This window comes from Ramlibacter monticola, assembly GCF_016722785.1.
Classification (GTDB): Bacteria; Pseudomonadota; Gammaproteobacteria; order Burkholderiales; family Burkholderiaceae_C; genus Ramlibacter; species Ramlibacter monticola.
Genome location: NZ_JAEQNE010000010.1, coordinates 63,119 through 89,844 on the forward strand (window position 1 = coordinate 63,119; position 26,726 = coordinate 89,844).

A 26,726-nucleotide genomic window follows, 5' to 3' on the forward strand; every position below is an offset into this window, starting at 1 on the left:
ATCAATCCCCGTTCAGCTCGCGCCAGGAGATGCGGCGCGCCGGGCCGGTGTTCGGGGCGAACGGGATGTTCTTCAGCAGGGCTTCCACCAGGTCGGTGATCGGCTGCTGGGGGCCGCCGTTGCCGCTGCCGTCGCCCGTGCCGTCGCTGGGAGTGCCACCGCCGGCGTCGGAGCCGGTCGAGCCGCCGCCCGAGACGCGGATGATGCCGCGCATCTGGCCCTGCTCGGTCCGCACCACCGACGGACGCGTCGCCACGCAGGTGCACAGTTCGGAGCCGGCCACGTTCCGGGTGCCCTGCACCGGGCCGCCGGTGAGGTAGTCCAGGAAGTACAGGAAGCTCTTCGCGTCCACCAGCGAGCTCTCGCCGCTGCAGCCGACGATCAGGGCCGTGCTCGGCGGCTGGGGCTTGATGGTCGTGAACACCAGGGTGCCCACCGCCAGCGTGGCGTCCGTCACCGAGCGTTCGCCCTGCAGCGCCAGGTCGACGAACCAGCCGTTCTTCACGCCCCAGTCCACCGGGCTGGCGGTCACGGTCCGGACCTGCTGGCCGGGGGTGCAGACGGTGAGGGGCGAGCCCTGAGGGCACTCCTGCTCTACCAGGGTCTGCTGCACGAAGTTGCTGCCGCTCTGGCGTGGCGTGGCCAGGGTCGTCGAGTCCAGCTTGTCCTTCACGGCGTACATGGTCTGCTGGCGCGTGTCGGTCAGGTCGGTCTGGCCAAGGTAGCGGCCGGTGCCGACGATCACCATCGGATTGGAGGCCACTGCGGCCACCACGGGCTTGGAAGTGATCGGCTGCGGGTTGCCGGCGGCGTCACGCAACTGCACCAGCAGCTGGGCGTCGGTGCCGGGGGCGCCGACCGTGTTGTTCACGTCGAAGCGCCAGAGGTTCCCCAGCAGGTCGCCGCCGTACACCTCTTCCACCGTGTTGTTGCTCGCCGCGTTCGGCGCGCGCGCCTGCAGCTTGGCCAGCCCGCTGGGCTCCGCCGCCGTGCCCACGCCGGTGGAGATCGTGTTGATCAGCGCACCGGTCTTGGCATTGATCACGAAGACGCGGCCCACGCCGTCCGCATTGTTGTAGCCGGACGCCACGATCACCACCCACGTGCCGTTGCTCAGCTTGGTGATGCGGGGGTTGCCGTAGCTGAAGCCGAGGTTGGAGTTCGTGAACTCCCACAGCAGGGTGGGGCTGGTCGGATTCGTGATGTCCAGCGCGTAGTAGGACTTGCCGCCCTGGTTGAGGCCGCCGACGATGATGGTGCGCCACTCGCTGCCGGAGCAGGTGGCCGCCGGCGCCTTGGGGCAGATGTCGCCGATTTCAGGCGTGCCGTCCACGAAGTAGCGGCGCTTGGTCGCGTAGTCCACGTCGGCCAGGCGATACATCTCCGGCAGCACCGCCGAGGGCACGAAGGCCCAGCGCTCCTGGCCGGTGAGGGCGTCGAACGCATGCAGCATGCCGTCGTTGGCCGCCACGTACACGGTCGGCTGCCGGCTGGCCATCGAGGCCTTGTAGTCGGAGAAGCCGGGGTCGAGGTATTCCGTCAGCGGCTGCTTCACGTAGCGCGCCTCGGCGTTCACGATGTCGCCGAGTACGTGGCTGCGCGTGCGATACCAGTTCCCTTCGTTGGTGCGGTCCCCGCGCAGGTAGCTCACGAGCGCCGAGCCCGCCGCGGAGTCCTGCGCGGTGTCCGTCATGCAGGTCGCGCCGCTGGTGCAGAACTGGGTGAGGCCCCGGCTCGCGGACACGAAGCTGATCGCGCTGCGCGAGAAGAAGTCGCGCTGGTTGGAGTTCAGGCTCGCCCAGGTGAAGGGGATCAGCTGGGACGTCCCGCTGACTTCGCCCACGGTGTAGATGTTGCGCGTCACGGGCGTGCCGTTCAGCCTCACCACGTTCTGTCCGTCATTGCCGGTGTCGGAGACATCGAAGGCGTCGCTGGAGGTGTAGTCCGCCACCACCGCGTAGCAGAGGCCGTCGCGCTGGAAGGCATCGTTGCGCTTGTACTGGCGGTTGGCCTGCCACGGGCTGGTCGCGCAGTCCAGCAGCTGCATCGCCGACCATTCCTGGCGCGTGAGCTGGCCGGCCACGATCTTCTGCATGATCAGCTCGCCGAACCACTCGACCGACTTGTACGAGGAGCTGAAGACGAAGTTGTCGCTGCTCGTGATGTTCGGGTTGGAACTCGCGGCAGCCGCCGCGGTGCCGGGCCGCGGCGGGTTGTTGATCTGCGCCAGCATGCCGCTCAGCGCGTCGGCCAGCGAGACCGGGTCGGCTGCGCTGAAGTAGGTGCCGTGGCCGTTCACGGCCGCGTGCCACAGGTCGTCGATGTTCGCGGTGGAGTCCGCGGCCGGGGTCGGCCAGCTGCAGGTGGAGCCCGCCGACAGCCACGGGCAGATGCCGGTGGTGGGACTGGCGGTGCTGCCGTTCGCCACGGTGAAGAAGTCGCCGGTCTGCTGCAGCCAGTAATCGGGCTGGTACACGCGCTGGCCCGACAGGTCGTTCTGGAAATTCGAGTAGACCATCTGCCCCTGCGCGCCCAGGCCCAGCGTGTGCGTGGTCATGTGCTGCTTGGTGCCGACGTCCTTGCCGTACGGCTTCACGTTGTTCGCGCACAGGTCGCTGGCGGTGGTGGCCGGCGCCACGATCGGGCCGGTGCAGGTGCCGGTCGCGTCCGCGCCGGTGGCGTCCGGGTCGCGCAGGTCGTGGTTGTAGTAGTAGGCCGCGATGTCGGCGAGCGTGTTGGTGGTGCCGCCGCTGGCCGTCAACTGGCATTCACGGGCGGTGCCGACGGTGTAGGTCGGCCCGGGGCTCTGCGCGACCGCCGTGCAGCTCGTCACGTTGGACCAGGTGCCCCAGGCGGAGTAGCCGCAGGTCACGGTTTCGCCCGCGGCGTTGGGGGTGCTGCTGGGCGTGCAGCTCGCCACGTCCGTCAGCGTGCCCTGCTGGGTGGTGCAGTTGCGGTAGACCGCGGCGTTGCTGAAGTCGTTCGCCACGAGCAGCGGGGAACAGTTCTGGACCGCCGCCGCGGCGGCGAACGCGTACTGGCACTGGATCGTCTGGCCGGACGCGTCCGGCGTCGTCGTCGGCGTGCAGGACGGCACATTGATGAAGGCCGAGGTCACGACCGTCTGGCAGTCGCGCGCGATTGCGACTGTCCAGTTGCCGTTGCCACTGGAGCGGTCTACCTTCGTGCACGATGCGGCGTTGGCCCATGCGCCGTCCACGTAGCGGCAGTCCGTGTTCTTGTCCGGGTCGCAGGAGGTGGCGTTCGACCAGCTGCCGTTGTTGGTACGCTTCTGCAATTGCGCGGTGCGGGTCTGCAACTGCGAGACCTGGCGCTGCAGCGTGCCGCGCTCGCCCACCTGCGTGTTGATGCGCCGCTGCAGCTTGCTGGTGCGTGCCTGGTTCTGGGAAGTCGCGCCGTCGTTGTAGGGCCGCGGCAGCGGGCCGTCCTGGTTGTCCATCGCCGTCGTGCCATCGAGCTTGACGCCGCCGCCGCCGTTCCAGAAGCCGTCGGTGGAGAGGATGGTGTAGTTGCGCTGGCAGGAGAACTGCATCGGGTCGGTCACCCGGGTGCCGTTGAGGGTGGATCCGTTCAGCACGCCGCCATACAGGCGGCCGGCGGTGGAGAGGGCCGTGCGCAGGGGCGTGCTGTTGGCCGGCTTCGCGGCGAACAGCTTCGAGTACCAGGTGAACTTCTGGCTGCTGTTGAAATCGGTGATGTTGACGAAGTCGCTGGTGGTGTTGTTGTTGATGCTCAGGTAGCCGATGCGGTAGCGCGTGCGGTTGGCCGCGATGTCCGCCTCGGTGTCGAGCGAGGCGAACGCGCGCGACGTGGCCGTCTTCATCATCTGCATCCGGGTGCGGTAGTACGCCCACCAGTTGGCGTAGTTCGTCATCTCCTCTTCGTACGTGCAGGTGGTGCCGGCGCAGTCGGTGCGCGCCGCCGCCTTGTTCGTCGCGCCCGGGAAGGGGTAGCTGGTGACGCTGCGGGTGATGACGGTCAGCAGGTTCTCGCCCGGCACCGGGTTGGTGCTGCGCGTGGTGCTGCTGGCGTTCCAGTCGACCAGGGGGATGCTCTGGCGCGCGAAGGCCGCCGTCGTGGAGGTGACGGTGCCGCTGTTGGTCACCACCGGCGAGGAGGGGGTGGCGCCCGGGGCGTAGATCCGCACCGTGCCGGCGCCGTTGTCGAAGGCGAAGTAGCCGACGGTCGTGCAGTTGCCGGTCTGCACCAGCTGGCACGCGTTGATCGCGGCGGCGACGCGTTGGGCAACCGTAGTGTTGGTGCTCGTGGAAGCGGTCGATGCGGAGAGGATCTCCTTGCCGTCGACCTTGATGCTGGTGATGGCCGCGTTGTTGGGGTTGGAGAACGCGATGGTCGCCATGCGCGGCGCGGCCATGCGCGGGCGGTCGTAGCTGCTGCCGGCCCACAGCCCGCGGCAGGAGGTCAGGGCGTTGCTGTTGCACCAGCGCAGGGGCGCGGCGTACTGGAAGTTGCCGGTCGGGACGGCGCTGGTCGTGCAGTTGGTCAGCGCCGGCGAGTCGCAGTACTCGCCCGGCTGGATCGTGTAGAAGTAGGCGTCGGTTTCGAGGTTGGTCAGGGGCCGGTTGCCGCTGGAGTCCTTCTGGACGTTGTAGCCGTCGAACATCACCGCCCGCCAGTTCGGCCGGGTCTGGGTCATGTCGGCGCCCGTGGCCGCCGACGTGCCGTTCATGCTGGCGTAGGTCTCCTTCGTCCCGGAGCTGTTGAACGTGACGGGCGGCAGGTAGCGCACCGCGGGGTTGTACGACACGCCGTTGAACGAGGCGTTGCGGAACAGGTAGGCCGGCAGCGAGGAATAGTTGCTCGGACGGTCGTTCGCCCAGTCCGGCAGGTAGTTCCAGTCCATGCTGCCGGAGTCGTCCAGCACCATCAGGATGTTCGGCTTGATGTCCACCGCGGAGCCGACGGCGAAGGTCGGCAGCGGGACGGTGGAGAGGTCGGTGGCTGCCAGCAGGCCGAGGGGCACCGCCGCCACGCCGAGCGCCATTGCCGTGCCGAGCGCACGGCGGAAGGGGGAGCGGCGGGCGGGCCGCTTCGCGGCGGGGTTACTTCGTAACATAGGCTTGAACATAGCTTTCTGTCCTCCGGGGGCCCGAGACGCGGACGGTGATGCGGTAGTACACGGCGGTGGCCACTTCATACGAGGGATCGTCGATGCCCTGGCCGCCCCGCTTGTCCATGATGGCGGGCGACATCACGCAGGAAACCCCGACGCCGGGGGCGCCGGCGGACGGGCATTGCCGGTGGATGACGTATTCGATGCGGTTGCCGAACTCGTCCTCGTTCCAGAGCTTGGCGGAGTCGGCCAGCGACAGCTTCCAGAACTCCTGCCAGGTCTGGCCGGGAGCCGGGTTCTGGGCCGCCTGCAACATGGCGAAGTAGCCGCTGGTGGGGTCGTCGCTGTCACGCCGACCCTCGAGGTCCACCTCCAGCGCCCGGATCGCCTCTTCGACGCCCTTGTCGGCGGCGCGCGTCGCGGATTGCTGGAACGCGAGGTTGCCGGCCACCAGCGTGGCGGTGTCGACGGAGCGGATCATCGAGATGCCGGCGATCGTGATGGCCACCAGGACGACCAGGGCCACCACGAGCACGATGCCGCGCTGGCGGGCGCGCCGCAGCGGCGAAGGGACGGTTCGGCGCTTCAGCATGACGCGGGCGTCCTGATCCAGTTGATGTTGCGGGAGGGCGCGACCGTCTCGAACGTCCGGTAGCGGTAGCACTGCCACTCCGCGTCCGCGCTGAGGTCGAGCGGCGCGGGGACGGGGGCGTTGGGCGTGGCAAGGCTGCCCTCCCATCGGGGTGCATTGCCAGCGTGGGTCACCGGTTCGCACACGCGCTGCTTCGTCGTCGGGTCGAGATGGCTCTCGAACTGGCTGCTGCGCGCGACGAGGGCGAAGCGCACGGCGGGTGTGCGGGCCAGCGCGCAGGCGTCCATTGGGGCAAGAGGGGCGGCAGGGGGGGCAGGGGCGGTGACCCAGGTGTCGACGATGCCGTCCATCGCGCCGGCGGCGGCGGTGTCGCGGCCGTACTGCGCGCGCAGGCTGACGATGTTGCCGGCCACGGCCGTCCAGTTCGCTGCGCTCGCGGGGCTGCTGCTGCAGTTGGAGACCATGAAATCGCACGACGTGAGGGAACCGCCCCGCACGGCGTAGGCAACGATGTGGGGTGCGCGCCCCAGGTTGTAGAGGATGCCGGTGACCGCGGCCGGGTCCAGGACGTCGACGTTCACCAGGTAGTTGACCCGGGGCGGGACCACGCGCGCCAGCTTGAGGTTGCCGGCACAGGTGGGGGGCGCCGCCACCACGTAATCGTTGTCGGCCAGGGCGCTCGACGCGCCGACGCCATAGCCGGCGCCCTGGATGCCCCGGATCTGCTGGCCTTCGGGCTGGCCGTTGTCGCTGCCGTACACGATGAGCAGCCGGTCGGTGTTGGCATCGCCCGCCGGGATGACGGTGGTCGGCGGGTTGATCGTCACGGGCGCCAGCGGGACCACCACGCCCGGGCGCAGCTCCAGGTTGCATCCCAGCAGCCTGGGGGAATTGATCCCGAAGCCGGCCTGCACCAGGTCGCGCTCGATCAGGTGCGACATCACCGCCCCGCTGCTCAGGGCCTCGTTGCCCGCAGTGGTGGAGCGCGTGCGCTGGTCGGAGGTGAGCAGCACCTCCGTCATGATGGCCACGCCGATCATGGCGATGACCATGCCGACCAGGATCTCGATGAGCGAGAAGCCGCCCTGTCGCTGCAGCGGCCGGCGGGAGGGGGAAACGAGGGCCAGGGCGCTCATTGGGCGATCTTCGATTGGACTTCGTAGCGGTGCCGCTCGGAGCTGTCCTCCGAGGGCGAGCGCCAGTAGATCTTGATGGTCACCAGGCCGTCGTCCTCGACTTCGACCGTCGGCTTCAGGGTGGCCGAGGTGATCGTCGCGCCGGGCAGGGTGTCGGAAACCCGGGTCGCCCACTCGAAATAGCCCGCGCAGGCGACGGTGGGGCAGGTGTTGTACTTCGTCTGCAGGGCGGCGGGGGTGCGGTTGTCGATCCACATCCGTCCGAGCAGCTGGCCGGCCAGGTGCGACGCCTCGGAACGGTACCGCGCCTCGGTCGATTGCTTCACGGCGGTGGCCTGCAGGCCGACGATGCCGAGAATGCCCACGGAGAAGATCAGGATCGCGATGAGGGCTTCGAGCAGCATCACGCCACCCTGGAACCGCCGGCTCCGCCGGGCGGCCATCGGATTGTTCGCACGCACGTCGGTTCTCCTTAGCAGGCGCGCGGGTCGGGGGAGGCGACGGCGGGGTCGCACATCCGGACCTGGCCTCCGGTGGTCACGATGACGGACAGGCAGCGCATGTCGCCACCCGCGGCGACGCAGGTGCCGCCGCCGGGATTGGTGACGCGGAAGACCGCGTTGTTGTTGGCCGCGGCGAGCGTGCTGACCCGCCCCAGCGGCGTGAACTTCAGTTCGTCGAAGGCGCCGGAGTCTGCGCCGCTGGTGCGGTCGACCGTCACGCGTGCGACCTCCGCGGTCCGCGAGCCCTCGGAGGGGTGCCGCTCCTGCAGCGTCTCCGGGCAGGCCTGCTGGCCGTCGATGAGGTTGGTTTCCGGCGTGTCGCAGCCGACGCGCCAGCCGTTCGCTTCGAGCAGCTGGAACCGGATGATCCGGTTGCGCTGCAGCGCCTCGGTGCGGGCCAACTGCAGGCCGTTCTGGATCGTCTCGGCGGCCGTGCGGATCTGGCGGTTCTGGTTGCCCTGCTGGAACGAGGGAATCGCCATCGCGATCAGGAGGCCGGCGAGGGTGACGCCGACCATGACCTCGACGAGGCTCACGCCGGCTTGCCGACGCATGCCGCTCAACACGATCCCCCCGGCCTGGTGACCCAGCAGCTGGCGTTGCCCGACCAGCTCGTCACGCCCGTGACGGTGGACCGCTTGGAGTTGGACTGGTCGACGGAGAAGGTGAAGCCCGCCATCGACCCCTTGCCGATCGCGTACAGGGTGTAGCCGCTGCGGGTGCGGGTATCGCCGCCGCCGCCGTTGGCGCTGAAGTCGAAGGCCTGGCTGGTCGAGCTGTCCAGGTTGCCGGCGGTGGCGCCTTCGTAGGTGCGGTTGTCCTGGAAGAACTGCTCCATCTGGACCCGCTTCGCCGAGAGGCCGGACGTGGCGTCCGGGATGCGGCCGCGAAGGACGTAGGAGCGGTACGAGGGGAGGGCGACCGAGGCCAGGATCGCGACGATCGCGACCGTGATCATCAGCTCGATGAGCGTAAATCCTGCTGTGCGTGATCTTCTTTGCATTTCCTGCTCCGGCGGTGGCGCCGCTCCCTTTTTCATTGTTGTGTCGCAGCTTATGCTGTAATCCCCCGGCATCAGGCTTGCCGCTAGATAAGTGGGTCGAGAGGCCTGACGGACGGTGAGGCTTAGCTGAGACATTTTTTCCAAGCGGGACAAGGCGGGTTGCACGGTCCGCACGGCGTGCATGGCGCCCCGGCGGGGGCCTCCTGGCTGCCCTGGCGGTCGCTGCTGCCGGCCCTGCTCGTCTCGCTCGTCGTCCATGTTCTGCTCCTGTTCGTCCTGCGCGTCCCGCGCGACGCGCACGCCTTGCGGCCGGTCCTGGTGGTGACGCTCACGACGGCGAGCGTCGAACGCCCTGCCGCCGCGCCCCAGCCTCTTCCCGCGCCGCCCGCGCTTCCCGTGCCGCAGCCCCCGGTTGAACCCCGGCCGCGCGCCGCGGTTCCCGCGCCCGCGGCTGCGCCCCCCGAGCCCGCGCCGCAGCCCGTCGAACAGGCCGCCGCGCGGCCCGACACGAGCTTCCATCCGCCCGAGGAACAGGCCCAGGGGCCGGTACCGCAGGGCGTCCCCGACGTGCGTGAGATCGCCCCGCAGCTGGTCGGCCGCCGCCTCCAGGTAAGCGTCTGGGTGGATCCGTCCGGTGCGGTGCAGCGGGCGGAAGTGACGCCCAACGAGCTCACCCCCGAACAGGTCTCGCTGCTCGAACAGGCGATCGCGCAGGTGCGCTTCACGCCCGCGCGGCCGCAGGACCGGCCGGCAGCGGCGGAACTGCGCACGCTGCTGTGTTTCGATGATGCCGGACAACTGGACGTCGCCTCCAGCCAGTGCTGGAAGCCGCAGCTTGTCGAGGGAAGATGACCCGCGTCCGTGGTCGCTGCGGCACCGGAACGTGATGCATTCCTTGCTGTCCCGGCGGGCCGTGCCGGCCTACCTTGCGGGGCATGCGTTCGATCCAGTGCGGCGTCACCCTCGTGGAGTTGCTGGTCGCAGTGGCCCTCGTCGCCGCGGTGGCGGCGCTGGGCGCCCCGGCGCTGGCCGAGTACCAGCAGGGCGCCAGGCTCGCGGCGGCGACCGTCGAACTCGTGGCGGACCTGCAGCGGGCCCGCGCCGAAGCGCTCCAGCGCAACCGGCGGGTCACCCTGTGCAAGTCGCCCGACGGCCTCCAATGCACCACGCAGGGCGGCTGGGAGCAGGGCTGGATCGTGTTCCATGACGAGAACGGCAACCGGCTGGTGGACGAGGACGAGGAGGTGCTGGCGCGTCGCGCCGCACTGGAGGGCCAGCTGCGGGTGGTGGGCAACCAGCCGGTGGCCAGCTACGTCACCTACACGGCGGTGGGAGCGTCCAAGCTCGTGGGCGGGGGCTTCCAGGCTGGCACGGTGACGATCTGCCGCCGCTCGGAGGGGCCGGCTGCCGCGCGCCAGGTGATCCTGAACGCCATCGGGCGGCCGCGCGTGCAGAAGGCGACGGTGGCGAGCTGCCGCTGAACGCTATTTGCGGATCTCGTCGACCACCGTCTTGAACTCGTCGACGTCCTCGAAGCTGCGGTAGACGCTGGCGAAGCGCACGTAGGCCACCTTGTCCAGCTTCTTCAGCTCGCGCATCACGAGTTCGCCCAGGCGCGAGCTGGGGACTTCGCGCACTCCCAGGTTCAGCAGCTTCTCCTCGATGCGCTCGACGGCGTGGTCGATCTGCTCGGTGCCTACCGGGCGCTTGCGCAGCGCCAGCTTGAAGGAGCCGAGCAGCTTGGCGCGCTCGAATTCGATCCGGCGGCCGTCCTTCTTGACCACCGCGGGGAAGCTCACGTCCGGCCGCTCGTAGGTGGTGAAGCGCTTCTCGCAGTGCGCGCACTGGCGCCGCCGGCGGATGAAGCCGCCGTCCTCGGCCATGCGCGTCTCCACCACCTGGGTATCGCCATGGCCGCAGAACGGACACTTCATGCCGAGCGCAGCGCCGGGCCGCCCCAAGCAAGCGAGAGCCCCCTCGGGGGGCAGGGAGGACACGTAGTGCCGACCGTGGGGGCTGTCATTTCTTTACTTGTAGACCGGGAAGCGGCGGGTCAGCGCGTTGACCTTCGCGCGCACGCGCTCGATGTGGCCGGCGTCGCGCGGGTGCTCCAGCACGTCGGCCACCAGGTTGGCGGTGAGGCGCGCCTCCTCCTCCTTGAAGCCGCGGGTGGTCATGGCCGGCGTGCCGACGCGCACGCCGCTGGTGACCATCGGCTTCTCGGGATCGTTCGGGATCGCGTTCTTGTTGATCGTGATGTGGGCCTCGCCCAGCACCGCTTCCGCTTCCTTGCCGGTGATGCCCTTGGAGCGCAGGTCCACCAGCATCACGTGACTCTGGGTGCCGCCGCTGACGATGCGCAGGCCGCGCTCGGCCAGCGTCTCGGCCATGACCTGCGCGTTGCGCACCACCTGCTGCTGGTAGGCCTTGAACTCCGGCGACTGGGCTTCCTTGAAGGCCACCGCCTTGGCGGCGATCACGTGCATCAGCGGGCCGCCCTGCAGGCCGGGGAAGATCGCGCTGTTGATCGCCTTCTCGTGCGCCGACTTCATCAGGATGAAGCCGCCGCGCGGGCCGCGCAGGCTCTTGTGGGTGGTGGAGGTCACCACGTCGGCGTGCGGCACCGGGTTGGGGTAGACGCCTGCGGCGATCAGGCCGGCGTAGTGGGCCATGTCCACCATGAAGATGGCGCCGACGTCCTTCGCCACCTTGGCGAAGCGCGCGAAGTCGATGTGCAGCGAGTAGGCCGAGGCGCCGGCGATGATCAGCTTCGGCTTGTGTTCGTGGGCCTTGCGCTCCATCGCGTCGTAGTCGATCGCTTCTTCCTTGTTCAGGCCGTAGCTCACCACGTTGAACCACTTGCCGCTCATGTTGAGGGGCATGCCGTGGGTGAGGTGGCCGCCTTCGGCCAGGCTCATGCCCATGATGGTGTCGCCGGGCTTCAGGAAGGCCAGGAACACGGCCTCGTTGGCCTGGGCGCCGGAGTGCGGCTGCACGTTGGCGGCGTCGGCGCCGAAGATCTGCTTGATGCGGTCGATCGCCAGCTGCTCGGCGATGTCGACGTTCTCGCAGCCGCCGTAATAGCGCTTGCCGGGGTAGCCCTCGGCGTACTTGTTCGTGAGCTGGGTGCCCTGGGCGGCCATGACGGCGGGCGAGGCGTAGTTCTCGCTCGCGATCAGCTCGATGTGCTCTTCCTGGCGGAGGTTCTCGGCCTGGATGGCGGCCCAGAGTTCGGGATCGGTCTGTTCGATGAGGATTCGGCGGTCGTACATGAGCGGCAGTTCCGTGGACGAAAGGTCCCTGCGAATCAGGGCTGCCCAGGCGAACGGCTGAACACGGGGGCCGTGGAACGCCCGGCGCCACGAAGTGGCGCAGCGGCAAGTTCGGCGGAACCCGCGGTACGCTTCCCGGTGGTTTGGGGGGCGGGCCCCCGCTGGATCCACGTCAGCGCGCCCCGGAACGGGACGCGCCTATCGCCAGTCGCGCACGGGGCCGAGTTTACCCTAGCCCGTTGCGCGGATCAGACCGCGGGCGTGTCGTCGCCCTGCACCGTCGGCGTTGCCGGCGGAATCGGCGCGATCGTGCGCAGCGGCGCCGCCGGCGGCAGGATCGGGACCGGGCGGCCCTGCGCCACCTGCTGCAGCCTAGCGTGTTCGGCCAGGACCTTGTCGGCATAGCCGCCGTCCTCGGCCAGCAGGGCGGCGCCCACGTAGAACTTGAGCCCCGCCGGCACCGAGCCGGCGCGGTGGATGCACTCCTGCAGGACCTTGGCGCCCACCCGCAGGTTGGTCACGGGGTCGAAGGCTGCCAGCTTGCCGCCGAAGTTCTCGTACTTGTCGCTGTGGATGCCGGTCATCACCTGCATCAGGCCCTGCGCGCCCACCGGGCTCTGGGCGAAGGGGTTGAAGCCGGATTCCACCGCCATCACCGCCAGCAGCAGCGTCGGGTCGATCTTGTTGCGCTGGCCGATCTCGTAGGCCTCGGCGACCAGAGCGCTCAGGGGTTCGGGCGCGACCCGGTACTTCCGGCTGAGCCAGTAGGCCACCTGGGCCTGCTGCTTGGGCAGGTCCTTGGGGTTCAGGGCCGTAGCCCGGTCGATTGCATCGAGTTCGGGCACGAGGCCGAGCGACTCCACCTGGCGCGCATGCAGCCAGGACATGAGTTGGGATTCCCCGGCCTGACGGAGGTCGGGCCGGGCGAGCAGGGTCAAAACTGAAAACACCACCGCCAGCCCCACTACCGCGAAGCCGTTGTGCGTGATCTCGAAGAAGCCCTGGGCGACGTCGCCGCAGAAGGTCTGCAGCCCGCGGGCAATTCTTCCCAGTTTGCCTGACGCTGTCATAGCACTTCCTTTCTACGCGCGGAGGCCGAAAGCAGTGCCGCTTCGCAAAGCGGCAGCCACCTTCGATCCCCTCGTTTGGATTGGTACGCCATCGGACCGGACGCCCTTCTTGAAGGAGGGCCTGTCCCGTCCGACTCGCCGGGTTCGGCAGCGGGTCTTCTGGATGTTCCCCTTCTTCGGGGAACGCGGCGGATTCTAGGCAGGCGCTAAATTCCTGGTCAAGGATGTTTCAATGCCTCCTTATGCATATCAGTTTGTTAGACCGGGATACTCTATGGCTCAGCAGGGGGAAAGTTCCGTAGGCCTTCGCCGCGGCAGCCCGTCGGCGACTCCCGACAGAGGGCGGCGTGCTAGCAAAAAAGGAGCGTCCGAAGAAAGCTGACAGTGCGGCGACCGCTTGTCGATCCGGCGTACCGGCGGGGCAGGATTGTCGGCCGCTAGGCGGACCGAACGTCGTTCTGGCAATCGACGTCGCCAAGCCCATTGAAAAGACGGATTTGCAATCCGGGCCGTCTCGGCCTAACTTGACGGTGCCCGAGCGATCGGGCACCAGCCGGTAGGGCCACGCTCTGTGGCAGCCCCGGCTTCCTCAAGGAAGCAATCTTTGCTTCCGGCGCAACGCGGACACCACGTTCGTGTTGCGAACCCAGACGGCAACGACATTGGGTCGGACCGTCCAGCCCGGCAGGCAGCTTCAGGCTCCTGGCCGGGCTTTCCATTTGGGCCTTCTCGACGGCTCCTTGCCCCCATTTGCACCTTCGCCGCGACGCGCCGGCGCGTTTCGCGGCGAGAATACGCACCTTGCCCCCGCCTGGGGGCTTTCCTTTCGTTCGAATAAAGACTTGTGAGCAGCTTGAAGATCCACGACACGCAGGCGCTGGACGCGCTGACCGGTGGCGCCTTTTCCGCCCCGACCTCCGGTGAACGTGCCGCCCGCGTGCGCGAGTGGCTGGCGGGCGAGCCGAGCGCCGAGCAGATGCAGGAGGTGTTCCGCGAGCTGAGCGCGCGCGACAAGGGCGCGGCGCGCCTGCTGCGCGAACGGCTCGACGAGATCAAGCGGGCCAAGGGGCAGGAGGCGATCGCCGCCGAATGGTCCGAGAAGGCCAGGCACCTGCTCGCGCAGCCGCGGCTGAACATCGCCGACGCCCTGGCGTGGCAGCGCGACGCCGCCAAGGCGGGCGCCCCCCTCAGCCGCGAGCCGCTGGCGGGCGTGAAGACGCAGCTGGCCGAGCGCATCAAGGGCATCGAGGACCTGCAGAACCGCGTCCAGGTGCAGCGCGAGGCCGCGGTGCTGCTGGCGCAGCGCATCGAGGTGCTGTCCACCAAGTCGTGGAAGGACGCGCAGCTCGCCGTCGAAGCCCTGCGTGCCGACGTCCCCCAGTGGCAGGCGCAGGCCCAGGCGTTGCTGGACGACGCCAACTGGGGCAGCGTGGACGCCAGGTTCCCGCCGCTGCTGGAAGCCTCGCGCTCGCAGCTGCAGGTGGTGTGGGACGCCTTCCAGACGGCGCTGGCGCAGGCCACCGCCGCCGCGGACGACGCCAACGCGCCGCTGCCGCCGGTGCCGGTGTGGGCCGACGAACTGCGCCAGGCGCGCGGCCTGCCGCCCGAGAGCGCGCCGCCCAAGCCGCCCAAGCCGAAGGTCGACCCGGAACTGAAGGCCAGGGCCAACCAGGCCGTGAGCGAGGCGCTCGCCCGGCTGGAACAGGAAGTCGCGCAGGGCCACGGCAAGGCCACGGCCGGCGCCGCCAACGCCCTGCGCAACGCCCTGAAGGAACACGGCAGGCTGGTGGACGACAAGCTGGAGTCGCAGGCCCATGCCGCGCTCGGCGCCGCCGGCGAGATGGAAGGCTGGCAGCGCTGGCGCGCCGACCAGCTGCGCCAGGAACTGGTCGCCAAGGCGGAGGCCCTGTTCGAGACGGTGCCCGCGGCCGCGCCGCCCGCGCCGGCGCCGGCCGACTCGGAAGCCGCCGCCATCGAGGAGGCCGAGGCCGAGTCGCCCGCCGCCACGCCGGTGCCGCCGGCCGTGGTGCGCAAGCCCCGCCTGGGCGGACGCAAGATGCAGGAGACCCTGCGCGGCCTGCGCGAGCAGTGGAAGCAGGTCGACCAGGGCGGCCCGCCGAACCACGCGCTGTGGAAGCGCTTCGACGAGGCCTGCAACGAGGCCTACAAGGTGGTGCAGGAATGGCTGGACAAGGTCAAGTCCGAAGCCGCCGAACACCGGGCCACGCGCCTGGCGCTGATCGAGGAGGTGAAGGCCTGGGCCGCCGCCCACGAGCAGTCGGAGAGCAGCGACTGGAAGGGCTTCAACCGCGCGATCCACCAGTTCTCCGAGCGCTGGCGCGAGGCGGGCCACCTGAGCGAGAAGGCCTTCGCCGAACTGCAGCCGCAGTGGAAGGAGGCGATCTCGCACGCCGCCGCCCCGCTGGAGCGGGCGCAGAAGGAAAGCGTCGAGCGCCGCAACGCCATGATCGAGGAGGCGCGGGTGCTGGGCGAGGCGCCCATGCTGCGCATCGACGCCGTCAAGGCGCTGCAGCAGCGCTGGCAGGCCGAGGCCCAGACCGTGCCGCTGGACCGCAAGCAGGAACAGAAGCTGTGGGACGCGTTCCGCAAGCCGATCGACGAAGCCTTCAGCCGCAAGACCGCCGAACGCGAGAAGGCGAGCGCCGCCCTCAGCTCGCGCGACCGCGCGGTGCTGGAGGCGTCCAAGGCGGTGGAGGAAGCCACCGCCAGCGGCGATGCGCAGAAGATCCGCGTCGCGGTGGCGGCGCTGGAACAGGCGCTGCGCGGCGGCGAAGCGGCCGCGGCTCCCGCGCCGGCGGCTGCCGCCGCACCGGGCGAAGCGCCGGCAGGCGAAGCTCCGACGGCTGAAGCCACCGCGGCGGAACCGGCGGCCTCCGAAGGCGAGGCCGCTGCCGCCGCCCCCGCCAGGCCGGCGCCGAAGCCGGTCATCGCCATGCGCGGCGACGACCGGCCCGGCGCGCGCCGCCCCGAAGTGGCGGCCACCGCCACCCGGCCGGGCGGCCGCTTCGAGGCGCGTCGACCGGGCGGCCCCGGCGGCCGCGATGCGCGCGACGACCGCCGCGGCCCGCCGCGGGGCGACCGCGGGGACCGATTCGAGCGCGAGGACCGCGGTCCGCGCCTGGGCGATGCCGCCTTCCGCGCCCAGCGCGAGGCGCAGGAGCACGCGCAGGCGGCCCTGCGCAAGCTGGCCGCGCAGGCGCACGGCGAGGCGCTCACGCAGCTGATGGCGGCCTGGGAGCAGCGCTCGGGCGAGCAGGTTCCGAGCCACCAGGAGCTGGGCAAGGTGGTGAGTCCGCAGGTGCGCCAGGGCTGGATCCAGGCCCTGGGCAAGGCCGCCGGCGGCGATGCGTCCGAGGCGCTGCTGCGCCTGGAGATCGCGGCCGACGTGCCGACGCCCGGCGAGCAGATCACCGCGCGCCGCGCGCTGCAGCTGCAGCTGCTGACGAAACGGCACGAGGCCGGCCCGCAGGAGACCTGGGGCACGGACGTGGCGAAGGTGCTGGGGACCGGCTTCGACGCTGGCGCGGCCCGCCGCCTGCAGGCCGCCCTGAAGGCGCTGCTGCGCCGCTAGGGCTTCGGCAGGTAGAACCCGTCGAACAGGGCGGTGAGTTCGGCGAACTCCCGCCCGAAGCGCTCGCGGTTCACGAAATAGGCCTCGCAGGCGACGGCGAAGAACTCGTCGATCGCCGTCGCGCCATACGGGTCCAGCCAGGGCGCTTCGCCGCCGAAGCGCTCGGCCACGATCACCTGCTCGCGGAAGCGCTGGTACTCGCGCTCCATCAGCTCCAGCCAGCGCTTGCGGGCGGCCCGCGAGGGCAGGGGAGGGCAGCCGTCGGCAGCGCCGTCGCGCAGGTCGATCTTGTGCACGAATTCGTGGATCACCACATTGAAGCCGATCTCGGCCGAGGTGCCCGCGTGCGCGACGTCGTGCCAGTTCAGCATGACCGGCCCGCCCTCCATCGCCTCGCCGGCCAGCACCTCGTCCCAGTCGTGGACCACCCCGCTTTCGTCCACCTGCGAGCGGCGCGCCACCACTTCGTCCGGGTGCACCACGATGCCGACGAAATCGTCGTACCAGGCCAGGCCGAGGTGCAGCACCGGCAGCACCGCCTGGGCGGCGATCGCCAGCGCGATCTCGTCGGTGATCGCCAGTCCGCCGGCGCCGTGGAATTCCTTGCCGGCGAGGAATTCGGCCGCCAGCCCGCGCAGCCTGGCGATCTCCCCGGCGGGCCGGTCCGCGAGGAAGGGATAGCGTTCCAGGGTGCGGCGCCACAGCGCCTCGGGAATCTCCGGCGCGCTGCGACGGCGCCGCAGCCACGCCCACATCAGGCGAGCCCGACGCGCTGCACGGTGCCGTCGCGCCCGATGCGCAGCGCCTCGCCGCGCGGGGGCACCGCCTCGGCGTCCCAGTCGGTCAGCACGATGCGGCGGTGGCGCGCGTCCAGCGCATGCTCCGCCGGGAGGTGGGTATGGCCGTGGACCAGCACTTCGGCATCGGCCGCCCGCAGCCATTGCAGCGCCGTGGCCGTGTCCACGTCCGAATAGATGCGGTCGGTCGCCTTCAGCGCGTCGCTTTCCTTGCGCATGCCGCGCGCGAGCGCCTGCCGCACCGACAGCGGCTGCGCGAGGAAGCCCTGCTGCCAGGGCTCGCTGCGCACCTGCCGGCGGAAGGCCTGGTAGTCGGTGTCGCCCACGCACAGTTCGTCGCCGTGCGACAGCAGCCAGCGCCGCTCGCCGAAGGCCAGCACCGTGGGGTCGCGCAGCAGCGTCAGGCCGGTCGCCCGGGCCAGCCCCGCGCCGACCAGGAAATCACGGTTGCCCACGATGAAGAAGAGGGGGATGCGCTGCGCGGCGGCGCGCAGCACCTCGGCGCAGCCGGCCTCGAAGCCGCCGGCGGCGAGCACGTCGTCGCCGATCCAGGCTTCGAAGATGTCGCCGAGGAGGAAGACGGCGTCGGCCGTCGTGGCCGCCAGGTAGCGCCGCCAGGCCTCGAAGGTGGCCGGCCGGTCGGCCTGCAGGTGCAGGTCGGAGATGCACTCCACGCTGCGCCAGCCCGGCGGGGCGCGCAGTTCCTGCGCCTGCGGGGCGGGCGCCGAGACCCCGGTGTTCAGACCAGGACCGCCTTCTCGATCACGACGTCCTGCAGCGGCACGTCGTCGTGGAAGCCCTTGCGGCCCGTCTTCACGCCCTTGAGCTTGTCGACCACGTCGGTGCCGCCGACCACCTTGCCGAACACGGCATAGCCCCAGCCCTGCGCCGTGGGCGACTTGTGGTTCAGGAACTCGTTGTCGGCGACGTTGATGAAGAACTGGGCGGAGGCGGAGTGGGGCGCCTGCGTGCGCGCCATCGCCACCGTGTAGCGGTCGTTCTTCAGGCCGTTGTTGGCCTCGTTGTCGATCGTCGCGTCGGTCGGCTTCTGGGTCATGCCCGGCTCGAAGCCGCCGCCCTGGATCATGAAGCCGTCGATGACGCGGTGGAAGATCGTGCCGTCGTAGTGCCCCTTCTTCACGTAGTTCACGAAGTTGGCGACGGTCTTGGGCGCCTTCTGCTCGTCGAGCTCCAGCGTGACGACGCCCTGGCCCGCGATGTGCAGTTCGACCCTGGGATTCATGGCAATGCCCCCTTTCCTTCTTACTTGACGATTTCGGCGGAGTTGATGACCACCGGGGTCAGCGGCACGTCGGCGTGCATGCCCTTGCGGCCGGTCGGCACGCCCTTGATGCTGTTGACGACGTCCATGCCGCTCACCACGCGGCCGAACACGGTGTAGCCGGGGTTGCCCGGCTTGGGATCGAGGAAGGCGTTGTTGGCCACGTTGACGTAGAACTGCGCGGTGGCCGAGTTCGGGTCCATCGTGCGGGCCATGGAGAGCGTGCCGAGCTCGTTCTTCAGGCCCTTCTCGAAGGCCTGCACGCCTTCGTGCGGCACCGGCGCCCGGGTCTTCTTCTCCACCATGTTGGCGTCCATGCCGCCGCCCTGGATCATGAAGTTGTTGATCACGCGATGGAAGATGGTGCCGTCGTAGTGCTTCTCGCGCACGTACTGCAGGAAGTTCTCGACGGTCTTGGGGGCCTTGTCCGGATACACCTCGACGACGAAGTCGCCGGCACTGGTGTTGAACTTGACCCGGGGCGCGTCGGCGGACCAGGCGGCGCCTGCGGTGCAGGCGAGGACGAGGACAGCCGCGGCGCGGCGCGTGAACGAGGACATCAGCCAACCACTCCTTCGAAAAAGATCTTCCACTGCGGACCCTGCCGCATCCAGTACTGCCTCTTGGTCACCCCGGTGCGGGTGCCCAGGGGCACCTCGCCAAAGGTTACCACCATGGTGTCGGCGCTGTCGGTCCAGCGCAGCACCGACACCTCCTTCAGTTCGACCCGCTTGCCGCGCAGGCGCCCGAGTTCCACCTTCAGCAGCGGCTGCGATTCCTCCAGCGTCTTGCCGTTGATGGCGAAGTCGGGCGTGTAGAACGACAGCACCCGGTTGATGTCGCCGCTCGCCTTGGCGTCGCGCCAGGACTGCAGCACCTGCTGGAAGTGGCGCGCATCCGCCTGCGCGCTGGCCGGCGCCACCCATCGCAGCGAGCTCGCGATGACGACCGGCGTGGTGCGGACCTCGACGGTCCGGATGATGCGCTCCAGGTCCGGGTTGGCCAGCACGACGCAGCCGTCGGTGGCCTTGGGCGCGCGGGCGAACTGCTCCGGCGGCGTGCCGTGCAGCCAGATGCCGCGCCCGGTCTTGCCGCGGCGCGCGTCGTACGGGTTCGGGTAATTGATCGGCAGCGCCCCGGCGCCATAGAAGTCCTTCAGCGACTTCGGGTCCAGGCTGCTGGTGATGTAGTAGACGCCCAGGGGCGTGCGCAGGTCGCCTTCGGTGTCCTTCTCCATGCCCAGCTTGCCGACCGAGACGTAGTAGTCGGCGACGAGCCTGGGTCCGGTGGGCTCGTTCTGGAACAGGTACAGGCGCGAACGCGAGGCGTCGATGGCGATCGCGTGCTTGTTCTGCGCCGACAGCTGCAGGAACTGCGCGGGGATGGCGCCTGCCGGAGGGCGTTCGCGCAGCGCGCGCATGCGCAGCTGCGACTCCTCGCGCAGCTCCGCCAGCGCCTGGCCGGCGGCGCGCGCCTCGCTGTCCGGCACGTCGCCGAAGGCCTTCACCGGCCGCTGCTGCGCCATCAGCAGGTCGCCGTAGACCAGCTGGGCGAGGCTGAAGTTCGGATGGTCCCGCACCAGGGTTTCGGCCTTCGCGAGCGCGGCGCGGGCCTGCGCCTGGCCGATGAGCCGGTAGATCTCGATCAGGCGCGCCTCGGCTTCGCCGTCGTGCACCCTGGGCGGCACGGGAGGAGCCGGGGCGCGGGCCGCCTTCGATGCCTTGGCCGCGGCGCGCGCCGCCGGCTTCTGCGCGGCGTTCTTGTGCGGTGCCGCGAGCGCGACGCCGAGCAATCCCGCGCTGCAGCACAGGGCGACGAGCGCCTTGGCCGGGGAGCGGTGGACGGGCTTCAAGCCGGGACCTTCGCTTGCGCGCGAGGGATGCGCCCTCAGCCGCCCGTGCTTTCCCGCACGATGGCCCAGCGCTCGCCGCTCTTCACGAGTTCGAGCGTCTTGCGGCTGTTCACGTGCAGGGCATCGGCGCTGTAGTTCTGCTTGAAGCGCGCGACGGCCTTGTTGCCGTTCACGCTGACGTCGAGGTCGCTCACCTGCACCGCGATCTTCGACTTGCCCAGGATACGGGCGCGGCGCTCCTGTTCCCAGGCCTGCCGCGACTGGTTGCCGGGCGGATCGAATTCCTTGCCGTAGGCGCCGAGGTAACCGCCCATGTCCTTGGCGGCCCAGGCCTGGGCCCAGGCCTTGATCGCGGCCTCGACCGCCGCGCGCGATTCGCTGCTGGCAGCCGGCGCGGCGGCCGTGGGCGTGGGCGCGGTCGGCGCGGCGGCCACCGCCGCGGGGGCGGGCGTCGGTGCGCCGCCGGCAGCAGGCGCAGGCGTCGCGGGACGAGCGGCAGCGGCCGGCGCCGGCGTCGTTGCGGGCGCGGCGGCAACGGCGGCAACGGCGGGGGTGGCGGCGGCCGGACGCGCGGCCGGCGCCGTCGTGGCCGCGGCGGCCACGACGGCGCCTCCGCGCGGCGCGGCAGCGCCCGGCGCGGCGCGGCTGCCCGGCGCGGCGAACAGCTCGCGGATCAGCGCCAGCTTCGGCTGCACCGCCGTATTGCCGCTATCGAGCTGCAGCGCGCGGCTGTAGGCCTGGCTCGCCAGCTTGGCGTACACGTCGCCGAGGTTCTCGTGCGCGGTGGCATAGCTGGGATTGGTGCGGATCGCCATCTCCAGCGAGGCGCGCGCCTTGTCGAACTGTCCCTGGCCCGCGTACAGCACGGCCAGGTTGTTGTAGGGCTCGGGCAGCTCCGGGTAGTCCTCGGTGAGCTTCTGGAAGGTGGCGATGGCTTCGGCGGGCCGGCCGGCTTCGGTGAGCACCACGCCCTTGAGGAAGCGCATCTGCGGATCCTTGGGCTTGCCCGCGAGGTACTGGTCCGCCTTGTTCAGTGCTTCGGTCAGCTTGCCCGAGCGCAGCAACTGGTTGACGTCGCCGTACTCGTCGGCGCGCACGCCGCCCGTCGCGAAGAGGGCCGCGGCGATCACCGCCAGGCCGAGGGTATTGCGAAACTTAGCGTGCACGAACTTCATGGGGAGACCTATCTTCCAACGCCTGTGACAGCCCTCGGACGGGGCTATATACTGCGTGCCGATTGTAGCCGTGGGGCCGCGCCGCGGCTCCACGCCACGCCTGTACCCAGAACAACACCGAAGCCCGCGGCCCTGGCGCCGGCGGCGTCTCCCGAGAATCCAATGACCCTTCGCATCTACAACACGCTGACGCGTGCGCTGGAGGACTTTTCGCCGCTCGAACCCGGCCACGTGCGCTTGTACGTGTGCGGAATGACCGTGTACGACCTTTGCCACGTGGGCCACGCGCGCGCCAACGTGGCCTTCGATGTCGTGCAGCGCTGGCTGAAGGCATCGGGGTTTCGCGTCACGTTCGTGCGAAACATCACGGACATCGACGACAAGATCATCCGCCGGTCCGTCGAGAACGGGGAGAGCGTCCGCTCCCTCACCGACCGCATGATCGCGGAGATGTACCGCGACTTCGACGCGCTCGGCATCGAGCGGCCGACGCACGACCCGCGCGCCACCGACTACGTGCCGCAGATGCTGGACATCGTGCGCAAGCTGCAGGACAGGGGCCTGGCCTACCGCGCGGAGTCGGGCGACGTGAACTTCGCGGTGCGCCGCTTCCCCGGCTACGGCAAGCTGTCCGGCAAGTCGCTCGACGAACTGCACGCGGGCGAACGCGTGGCGGTGCTCGAAGGCAAGGACGACCCGCTGGACTTCGTGCTGTGGAAGTCCGCCAAGCCGGAAGAGCCCGCCGACGCGCAGTGGGAGAGCGACTACGGCCGCGGCCGCCCGGGCTGGCACATCGAGTGCTCCGCGATGTCCTGCGCGCTGCTGGGCGACACCTTCGACATCCACGGCGGCGGCGCCGACCTGCAGTTCCCGCACCACGAGAACGAGATCGCGCAGAGCGAGGGTGCCAACGGCGTGCCCCTCGCGAAATTGTGGATGCACAACGGCTTCGTCAACATCGACAATGAAAAGATGTCGAAGTCGCTCGGCAACTTCTTCACGATCCGCGAGGTGCTGGAGAAGTTCGATGCCGAGACCATCCGCTTCTTCATCCTGCGCGCGCACTACCGCAGCCCGCTGAACTACAGCGACGTGCACCTGGAAGACGCGCGCGGGGCCCTCAGGCGCCTGTACACGACGCTCGACTCGGTCGCGCCGGCGGCGCTGCAGGTCGACTGGAACGATCCCCATGCGGCGCGCTTCAGGGCCGCGATGGACAACGACTTCGGAACGCCCGACGCGGTGGCGGTGCTGTTCGACCTGGCCGCGGAAGCGAACCGCACGCGCTCCGCCGGACGCGCGGGCCTGCTCAAGGCGCTGGGCGCCACGCTGGGCGTGCTGCAGGGCGATCCCAAGGCCTTCCTGCGCGCCGGCGCCGCGCTGGACGAAGCCACCATCCAGCAGAAGATCGAGGCCCGTGCCGCGGCCAAGAAGGCGAAGGACTTCGCCGAGGCCGACCGCATCCGCAGGGAACTGCTCGACCAGGGCGTCGTGCTGAAGGACTCCCCCACCGGAACCACGTGGGAGGCCAAGTCTTGAGCACCGACGGCGATGGCCTGGTCACGCCCGAATACTGGGAAGACGCGCGCCGCTACCTGACCAAGCGGGACCGCGTGATGAAGCGGCTGATCCCGCAGTTCGGCACCGCCTGCCTGCAGTCGCGCGGCGACGCCTTCACGACGCTGGCGCGCAGCATCGTGGGCCAGCAGATCTCGGTGAAGGCCGCCCAGAGCGTGTGGGAGCGCTTCGCCGCGTTGCCCAGGCGCATGACGCCCGCCAACGTGCTGAAGCTCAAGGTGGACGACATGCGGCAGGCGGGCCTGTCGGCGCGCAAGATCGAATACCTCGTGGACCTGGCCCTGCACTTCGATTCGGGCGCGATCCACGTCGAGAGCTGGCGCAGCATGGCCGACGAGGAGATCATCGGCGAGCTGGTGGGCATCCGCGGCATCGGCCGCTGGACCGCGGAGATGTTCCTGATCTTCCACCTGATGCGGCCGAACGTGCTGCCGCTCGACGACGTGGGCCTGATCACGGGCATCAGCAAGAACTATTTCTCGGGCGACCCGGTGAGCCGCAGCGACGCCCGCGAGGTGGCCGCGGCCTGGAATCCCTATTGCTCGGTCGCGACTTGGTATATTTGGAGGTCGCTCGACCCGCTGCCCGTGGCCTATTGACCACGCCTGGAGCGGAGGGCGCTGAGAGGAGCAACGCTTTGGCCAAACGGACCTTCCTGGATTTCGAGCAGCCGATCGCGGAGCTGGAGACCAAGATCGAGGAACTGCGCTACGTGCAGACCGAATCGGCAGTCGACATCTCCGAAGAGATCGAACAGCTCGGGAAGAAGAGCCAACAGCTGACGAAGGACATCTACAGCCAGCTTTCGCCGTGGCAGATCACCAAGATCGCGCGCCACCCGGAGCGGCCGTACACGCTGGACTACGTCAAGGAGATCTTCACGGACTTCGTGGAGATGCACGGGGACCGCCACTTCGCGGACGACCAGTCGATCGTCGGCGGGCTCGCGCGCTTCAACGGCAATGCCTGCATGGTGATCGGCCACCAGAAGGGGCGCGACACGAAGGAGCGCGCGCTGCGCAACTTCGGCATGAGCCGGCCCGAGGGCTACCGCAAGGCGCTGCGGCTGATGAAGACGGCGGAGAAGTTCAGGCTGCCGGTGTTCACCTTCGTGGACACGCCCGGCGCCTATCCCGGCATCGACGCCGAGGAGCGCGGCCAGTCGGAAGCCATCGGCCGCAACATCTACGAGATGGCGCAGCTCGAGGTGCCGATCATCACCACCATCATCGGCGAAGGCGGCTCCGGCGGCGCGCTGGCGATCTCGGTGGCCGACCAGGTGCTGATGCTGCAGTACTCCATCTATTCGGTGATCAGCCCCGAGGGCTGCGCGTCGATCCTGTGGAAGACCTCCGACAAGGCGCAGGATGCCGCGGACGCCATGGGCATCACGGCGCACCGCCTGAAGGCGCTGGGCCTCATCGACAAGATCGTCAACGAACCGGTCGGGGGCGGCCACCGCGACCACAAGCAGATGGCGGCCTTCCTCAAGCGCGCGCTGAACGACGCCTGGCGCCAGGTGTCGGACCTGAAGGTGCGCGAACTGCTGGACCGACGCTACGAGCGGCTGCAAAGCTATGGCCGCTTCTCGGACACCAAGGCCGAATCGGCCTGAACCCGAGGGCAATCCCGCCGAGGCTGCGCTCGCGGGGTTGCAACTGCCGCTGCCGCTGGCGGTCGCGTACTCCGGCGGCGCCGATTCCACCGTCCTCCTTCTTGCCGCCGCCCGGCGCTGGCCCGGGCAGGTGCAGGCCATCCACGTCCACCACGGGCTGCAGGAAGCGGCCGATGGCTTCGAGGCGCATTGCCGCGCGGCCTGCGAGGCCCTGGGCGTCGCGCTGCAGGTGCGGCGCGTGCACGCGCGCCATGCAGCGGGGGAGAGCCCGGAGGAGGTGGCGCGAGTGGCTCGCTACCAAGCGCTGGCGCGCGCGGCGCGCGATGCCGGCCTGCAGGCGGTGCTGCTGGGGCAGCACGCGGACGACCAGGTCGAGACGCTGCTGCTGGCGCTGAGCCGCGGGGCGGGCCTGCCGGGCCTCGCGGCCATGCCGCCGGTGTTCCAGCGCGAAGGCATGCTGTTCGTGCGGCCGCTGCTGGCGCTGCCGGCGCAGGCGATCCGCGACTGGGTCCGGGAACAGGGAATCCCGGTCGTCGAGGACCCGACCAACGCCGACACGGCCTTCACGCGCAACCGCATCCGGCACGTGCTGCTGCCGGCGCTGGAGCAAAGTTTTCCCCGCTATCGCGAGACCTTCGCGCGCTCGTCGCGCCATGCGGCGCAGGCGCAGGAGCTGCTCGAGACCGTGGCGCAGGAGGACCTCGCGCGCATGGGCGGCACGCCCGCCCTCGCCGCGCTGCAGGCGCTGCCGCGCGCGCGCCAGGCCAACGTGCTGCGGCACTGGCTGCGCACGGCGCACGCGGCGAGCGCCAGCGCGGCGCAGCTGGAGGAATTGCTGGACCAGGTTACCGACTGCACGACCCGCGGGCACCGCATCCGCATCAAGGTCGGGCGGGGCTTCGTCCAGCGGCAGGGGGAGCGGCTCGTCTTTGCCGCGGATGAGGCCTAGCGGGCCGGTTCGGCAGGCCTTCGTCTTTGTCACCGCGAAGGCGGACTGCTCTCATTTCGCTACGTTCGGTAGCTCCGGTCGGGCGCCAAACAGCCTACGCCATAGCGATCATGCCTAAGCCGGTGCATCGCCGGTACGCAGAACAACCTAAGGACTTGTCATGACCAGGCACCACTACGTCAGATCCTCTTCGCGTCCCTTGCTGCAAGGCGCGGGCGTCTTGCTGGCCGGGCTGCTCGCGCAGCCAGCCTTTGCTGCCGCCTCGGCGGGGTGCGAGGGCGGAGGGTTCACCGTGCTGGGCCGCAGCGGTGCGGTCGACGTGGAAATCCCCGCCGCCGGGCTGCCGGCGACGATCCAGGTGAGAGGCAAGTACGTGCAGTTCGATATCGTTGCTGCCACCTTCGGGATCCGCAACTTCGTCTTCCTGCCCACGGCCAACCCGCTCGACATGACCAACGGCGTCGCCACCCCGGTGTTCGCGAGCAAGACGCCGAACCACCGCGGCCTCGTGCTCAACGGAGCGGTGGACCTGCTGATCGAGGAGGAGGTGCTGGAGATCGCCCGCCTGGGCCCGGGCCTCTCGATGAAGATCCAGGCCAAGGACTGTGCGCAGGGAGGGATCTTCCAGATGGAGCCGGAGCGCGGGGACGGCACCGCCACGCGCATCGTCCACACGCTGGCGGTCGCCGCCCAGGGGCTGACACCGTTCTATTTCGACAACCCCAGATTCCGCGCCCGCGAAGGCGACATCGTGCCCTTCAAGGACACCACCATCGCTGTCCCGACCCGCATCAACATCGCCAACGACTTCTCGCCGCGCTTCGTGGCGCGGGACAGCGCGCAGGTGGCGACCCGGGTCAACGAGCCGGCCTGCTCGAAGGTCTTCATCTCGCGGGTGAGCGGACCCCAGACCATCCAGCACTGCGGCAACCGCTCGATCTGGGACGTGGCCAGCGGCGGCCGCATGGGCTTCGTGACTGGCGAGGACTCGGTCGAGGTCGCGCCCTCGCCGACCATCTGCACGCACAAGTGCCAGGCGCAGAACCGCGTGCGCGGCCGCGCCGTGGTGCTGGGCTTCCCGTTCCCGGTGCCTGAGGCGTCGCGGCTGCCGCTGCCCCAGCCATGAGCGCGCGCGCCCGGCGCGGCCCGGTGGCCTGAGGGAGGGCAAGGGCGGGTCGACACGGGTCTTCACCGGCCGGACACGGCGGATGCCGT

Annotated in this window: 23 protein-coding genes; 8 read left to right on the forward strand and 15 right to left on the reverse strand. The window is 69.7% G+C overall.

Annotated features, from left to right (window positions below; all coding sequences use genetic code 11):
• Position 1 precedes the first annotated feature (1 nt).
• Genes JJ685_RS27195 through JJ685_RS27220 form a run of 6 tightly spaced genes read right to left on the reverse strand, consistent with a single transcriptional unit; the run spans position 2 to position 8,329 of the window.
• Positions 2-5,110, reverse strand: coding sequence for a pilus assembly protein (locus JJ685_RS27195; protein WP_201677526.1), 5,109 nt, complete (start codon positions 5,108-5,110; stop codon positions 2-4).
• On the reverse strand, positions 5,085-5,687 hold the full coding sequence (locus JJ685_RS27200) for a pilus assembly PilX family protein (protein ID WP_201677527.1): 603 nt from the start codon (positions 5,685-5,687) through the stop codon (positions 5,085-5,087). Before JJ685_RS27200 ends, JJ685_RS27195 begins: the two co-directional genes overlap by 26 nt.
• Positions 5,681-6,823 carry a PilW family protein gene (locus JJ685_RS27205; protein WP_201677528.1) on the reverse strand — a complete coding sequence of 381 codons (1,143 nt, stop codon included), beginning with the start codon at positions 6,821-6,823 and terminating at the stop codon, positions 5,681-5,683. The genes JJ685_RS27200 and JJ685_RS27205 overlap by 7 nt, the downstream gene beginning before the upstream one ends.
• Positions 6,820-7,284 (reverse strand): type IV pilus modification protein PilV, encoded by a 465-nt coding sequence (gene pilV, locus JJ685_RS27210; RefSeq protein WP_201677529.1) that lies wholly within the window; start codon positions 7,282-7,284, stop codon positions 6,820-6,822. The genes JJ685_RS27205 and pilV overlap by 4 nt, the downstream gene beginning before the upstream one ends.
• 11 nt (positions 7,285-7,295) lie before the next feature.
• Complete coding sequence (locus tag JJ685_RS27215; RefSeq protein ID WP_201677618.1) at positions 7,296-7,880, reverse strand: GspH/FimT family pseudopilin; 585 nt, start codon at positions 7,878-7,880, stop codon at positions 7,296-7,298.
• 5 nt (positions 7,881-7,885) lie between these two features.
• Positions 7,886-8,329, reverse strand: a complete 444-nt coding sequence (locus JJ685_RS27220) for a type IV pilin protein (RefSeq protein WP_201677530.1) — start codon at positions 8,327-8,329, stop codon at positions 7,886-7,888.
• Positions 8,330-8,488: 159 nt separating this feature from the next.
• Between JJ685_RS27220 and JJ685_RS27225 the strand changes: the two genes are divergently transcribed.
• Positions 8,489-9,181 carry a hypothetical protein gene (locus JJ685_RS27225; protein WP_201677531.1) on the forward strand — a complete coding sequence of 231 codons (693 nt, stop codon included), beginning with the start codon at positions 8,489-8,491 and terminating at the stop codon, positions 9,179-9,181.
• A gap of 83 nt (positions 9,182-9,264) precedes the next feature.
• A complete protein-coding gene (locus JJ685_RS27230) occupies positions 9,265-9,810 on the forward strand; it encodes a GspH/FimT family protein (protein ID WP_201677532.1) in 546 nt (181 codons plus the stop codon).
• Positions 9,811-9,813: 3 nt separating this feature from the next.
• On the opposite strand, the gene nrdR is transcribed toward JJ685_RS27230, so the two are convergent.
• The 3 genes from nrdR to JJ685_RS27245 form a co-directional block, all read right to left on the reverse strand.
• Positions 9,814-10,263: a transcriptional regulator NrdR gene (gene nrdR / locus JJ685_RS27235; protein WP_201677533.1), complete on the reverse strand. Its 450-nt coding sequence runs from the start codon at positions 10,261-10,263 to the stop codon at positions 9,814-9,816.
• A gap of 93 nt (positions 10,264-10,356) precedes the next feature.
• Entirely contained in the window at positions 10,357-11,601 is a 1,245-nt protein-coding gene (gene glyA / locus JJ685_RS27240; protein ID WP_201677534.1) for a serine hydroxymethyltransferase, read from the reverse strand.
• Between the two features lie 248 nt (positions 11,602-11,849).
• On the reverse strand, positions 11,850-12,671 hold the full coding sequence (locus tag JJ685_RS27245) for a lytic transglycosylase domain-containing protein (RefSeq protein ID WP_201677535.1): 822 nt from the start codon (positions 12,669-12,671) through the stop codon (positions 11,850-11,852).
• Between the two features lie 844 nt (positions 12,672-13,515).
• Here JJ685_RS27245 and JJ685_RS27250 point away from each other — a divergent pair.
• A complete protein-coding gene (locus JJ685_RS27250; protein WP_201677536.1) occupies positions 13,516-16,263 on the forward strand; it encodes a DUF349 domain-containing protein in 2,748 nt (915 codons plus the stop codon).
• Here the strand turns inward: JJ685_RS27250 and JJ685_RS27255 are convergent.
• The 6 genes from JJ685_RS27255 to JJ685_RS27280 form a co-directional block, all read right to left on the reverse strand.
• A complete protein-coding gene (locus JJ685_RS27255) occupies positions 16,260-17,018 on the reverse strand; it encodes a M90 family metallopeptidase (protein ID WP_201677537.1) in 759 nt (252 codons plus the stop codon). The two genes, JJ685_RS27250 and JJ685_RS27255, sit on opposite strands and share 4 nt — an antisense overlap.
• Complete coding sequence (locus tag JJ685_RS27260; RefSeq protein ID WP_330901859.1) at positions 17,018-17,734, reverse strand: UDP-2,3-diacylglucosamine diphosphatase; 717 nt, start codon at positions 17,732-17,734, stop codon at positions 17,018-17,020. Before JJ685_RS27260 ends, JJ685_RS27255 begins: the two co-directional genes overlap by 1 nt.
• 65 nt (positions 17,735-17,799) lie before the next feature.
• Positions 17,800-18,303 (reverse strand): peptidylprolyl isomerase, encoded by a 504-nt coding sequence (locus JJ685_RS27265; protein WP_201677538.1) that lies wholly within the window; start codon positions 18,301-18,303, stop codon positions 17,800-17,802.
• A 20-nt stretch (positions 18,304-18,323) separates the two neighbouring features.
• Positions 18,324-18,902, reverse strand: coding sequence for a peptidylprolyl isomerase (locus JJ685_RS27270; protein ID WP_201677539.1), 579 nt, complete (start codon positions 18,900-18,902; stop codon positions 18,324-18,326).
• Positions 18,902-20,194: a L,D-transpeptidase family protein gene (locus JJ685_RS27275; protein ID WP_236599326.1), complete on the reverse strand. Its 1,293-nt coding sequence runs from the start codon at positions 20,192-20,194 to the stop codon at positions 18,902-18,904. The genes JJ685_RS27270 and JJ685_RS27275 overlap by 1 nt, the downstream gene beginning before the upstream one ends.
• 35 nt (positions 20,195-20,229) lie before the next feature.
• Positions 20,230-21,369: a tetratricopeptide repeat protein gene (locus JJ685_RS27280; RefSeq protein WP_201677540.1), complete on the reverse strand. Its 1,140-nt coding sequence runs from the start codon at positions 21,367-21,369 to the stop codon at positions 20,230-20,232.
• A 162-nt stretch (positions 21,370-21,531) separates the two neighbouring features.
• Here JJ685_RS27280 and cysS point away from each other — a divergent pair, with 162 nt between their 5' ends.
• From cysS to JJ685_RS27305, 5 genes are all read left to right on the forward strand, one after another.
• Complete coding sequence (cysS, locus tag JJ685_RS27285) at positions 21,532-22,908, forward strand: cysteine--tRNA ligase (protein ID WP_201677541.1); 1,377 nt, start codon at positions 21,532-21,534, stop codon at positions 22,906-22,908.
• Positions 22,905-23,546 (forward strand): DNA-3-methyladenine glycosylase family protein, encoded by a 642-nt coding sequence (locus JJ685_RS27290; protein ID WP_236599327.1) that lies wholly within the window; start codon positions 22,905-22,907, stop codon positions 23,544-23,546. The genes cysS and JJ685_RS27290 overlap by 4 nt, the downstream gene beginning before the upstream one ends.
• A 38-nt stretch (positions 23,547-23,584) precedes the next feature.
• Positions 23,585-24,562 (forward strand): acetyl-CoA carboxylase carboxyltransferase subunit alpha, encoded by a 978-nt coding sequence (locus JJ685_RS27295; protein ID WP_201677542.1) that lies wholly within the window; start codon positions 23,585-23,587, stop codon positions 24,560-24,562.
• Complete coding sequence (gene tilS / locus JJ685_RS27300) at positions 24,525-25,511, forward strand: tRNA lysidine(34) synthetase TilS (RefSeq protein WP_201677543.1); 987 nt, start codon at positions 24,525-24,527, stop codon at positions 25,509-25,511. Before JJ685_RS27295 ends, tilS begins: the two co-directional genes overlap by 38 nt.
• A gap of 160 nt (positions 25,512-25,671) precedes the next feature.
• Positions 25,672-26,637 carry a hypothetical protein gene (locus JJ685_RS27305; RefSeq protein WP_236599329.1) on the forward strand — a complete coding sequence of 322 codons (966 nt, stop codon included), beginning with the start codon at positions 25,672-25,674 and terminating at the stop codon, positions 26,635-26,637.
• The last annotated feature ends 89 nt before the right edge of the window (positions 26,638-26,726 follow it).

Bases quoted from the DNA above. Each gene is read 5' to 3' on its own strand.
- JJ685_RS27195 (WP_201677526.1), bottom strand. From the start codon at position 5,110: ATGTTCAAGCCTATGTTACGAAGTAACCCCGCCGCGAAGCGGCCCGCC.
- JJ685_RS27200 (WP_201677527.1), bottom strand. From the start codon at position 5,687: ATGCTGAAGCGCCGAACCGTCCCTTCGCCGCTGCGGCGCGCCCGCCAG.
- JJ685_RS27205 (WP_201677528.1), bottom strand. From the start codon at position 6,823: ATGAGCGCCCTGGCCCTCGTTTCCCCCTCCCGCCGGCCGCTGCAGCGA.
- JJ685_RS27215 (WP_201677618.1), bottom strand. From the start codon at position 7,880: ATGCGTCGGCAAGCCGGCGTGAGCCTCGTCGAGGTCATGGTCGGCGTC.
- JJ685_RS27220 (WP_201677530.1), bottom strand. From the start codon at position 8,329: ATGCAAAGAAGATCACGCACAGCAGGATTTACGCTCATCGAGCTGATG.
- JJ685_RS27230 (WP_201677532.1), top strand. From the start codon at position 9,265: ATGCGTTCGATCCAGTGCGGCGTCACCCTCGTGGAGTTGCTGGTCGCA.
- nrdR (WP_201677533.1), bottom strand. From the start codon at position 10,263: ATGAAGTGTCCGTTCTGCGGCCATGGCGATACCCAGGTGGTGGAGACG.
- glyA (WP_201677534.1), bottom strand. From the start codon at position 11,601: ATGTACGACCGCCGAATCCTCATCGAACAGACCGATCCCGAACTCTGG.
- JJ685_RS27245 (WP_201677535.1), bottom strand. From the start codon at position 12,671: ATGACAGCGTCAGGCAAACTGGGAAGAATTGCCCGCGGGCTGCAGACC.
- JJ685_RS27255 (WP_201677537.1), bottom strand. From the start codon at position 17,018: ATGTGGGCGTGGCTGCGGCGCCGTCGCAGCGCGCCGGAGATTCCCGAG.
- JJ685_RS27265 (WP_201677538.1), bottom strand. From the start codon at position 18,303: ATGAATCCCAGGGTCGAACTGCACATCGCGGGCCAGGGCGTCGTCACG.
- JJ685_RS27270 (WP_201677539.1), bottom strand. From the start codon at position 18,902: ATGTCCTCGTTCACGCGCCGCGCCGCGGCTGTCCTCGTCCTCGCCTGC.
- JJ685_RS27280 (WP_201677540.1), bottom strand. From the start codon at position 21,369: ATGAAGTTCGTGCACGCTAAGTTTCGCAATACCCTCGGCCTGGCGGTG.
- cysS (WP_201677541.1), top strand. From the start codon at position 21,532: ATGACCCTTCGCATCTACAACACGCTGACGCGTGCGCTGGAGGACTTT.
- tilS (WP_201677543.1), top strand. From the start codon at position 24,525: ATGGCCGCTTCTCGGACACCAAGGCCGAATCGGCCTGAACCCGAGGGC.
- JJ685_RS27305 (WP_236599329.1), top strand. From the start codon at position 25,672: ATGACCAGGCACCACTACGTCAGATCCTCTTCGCGTCCCTTGCTGCAA.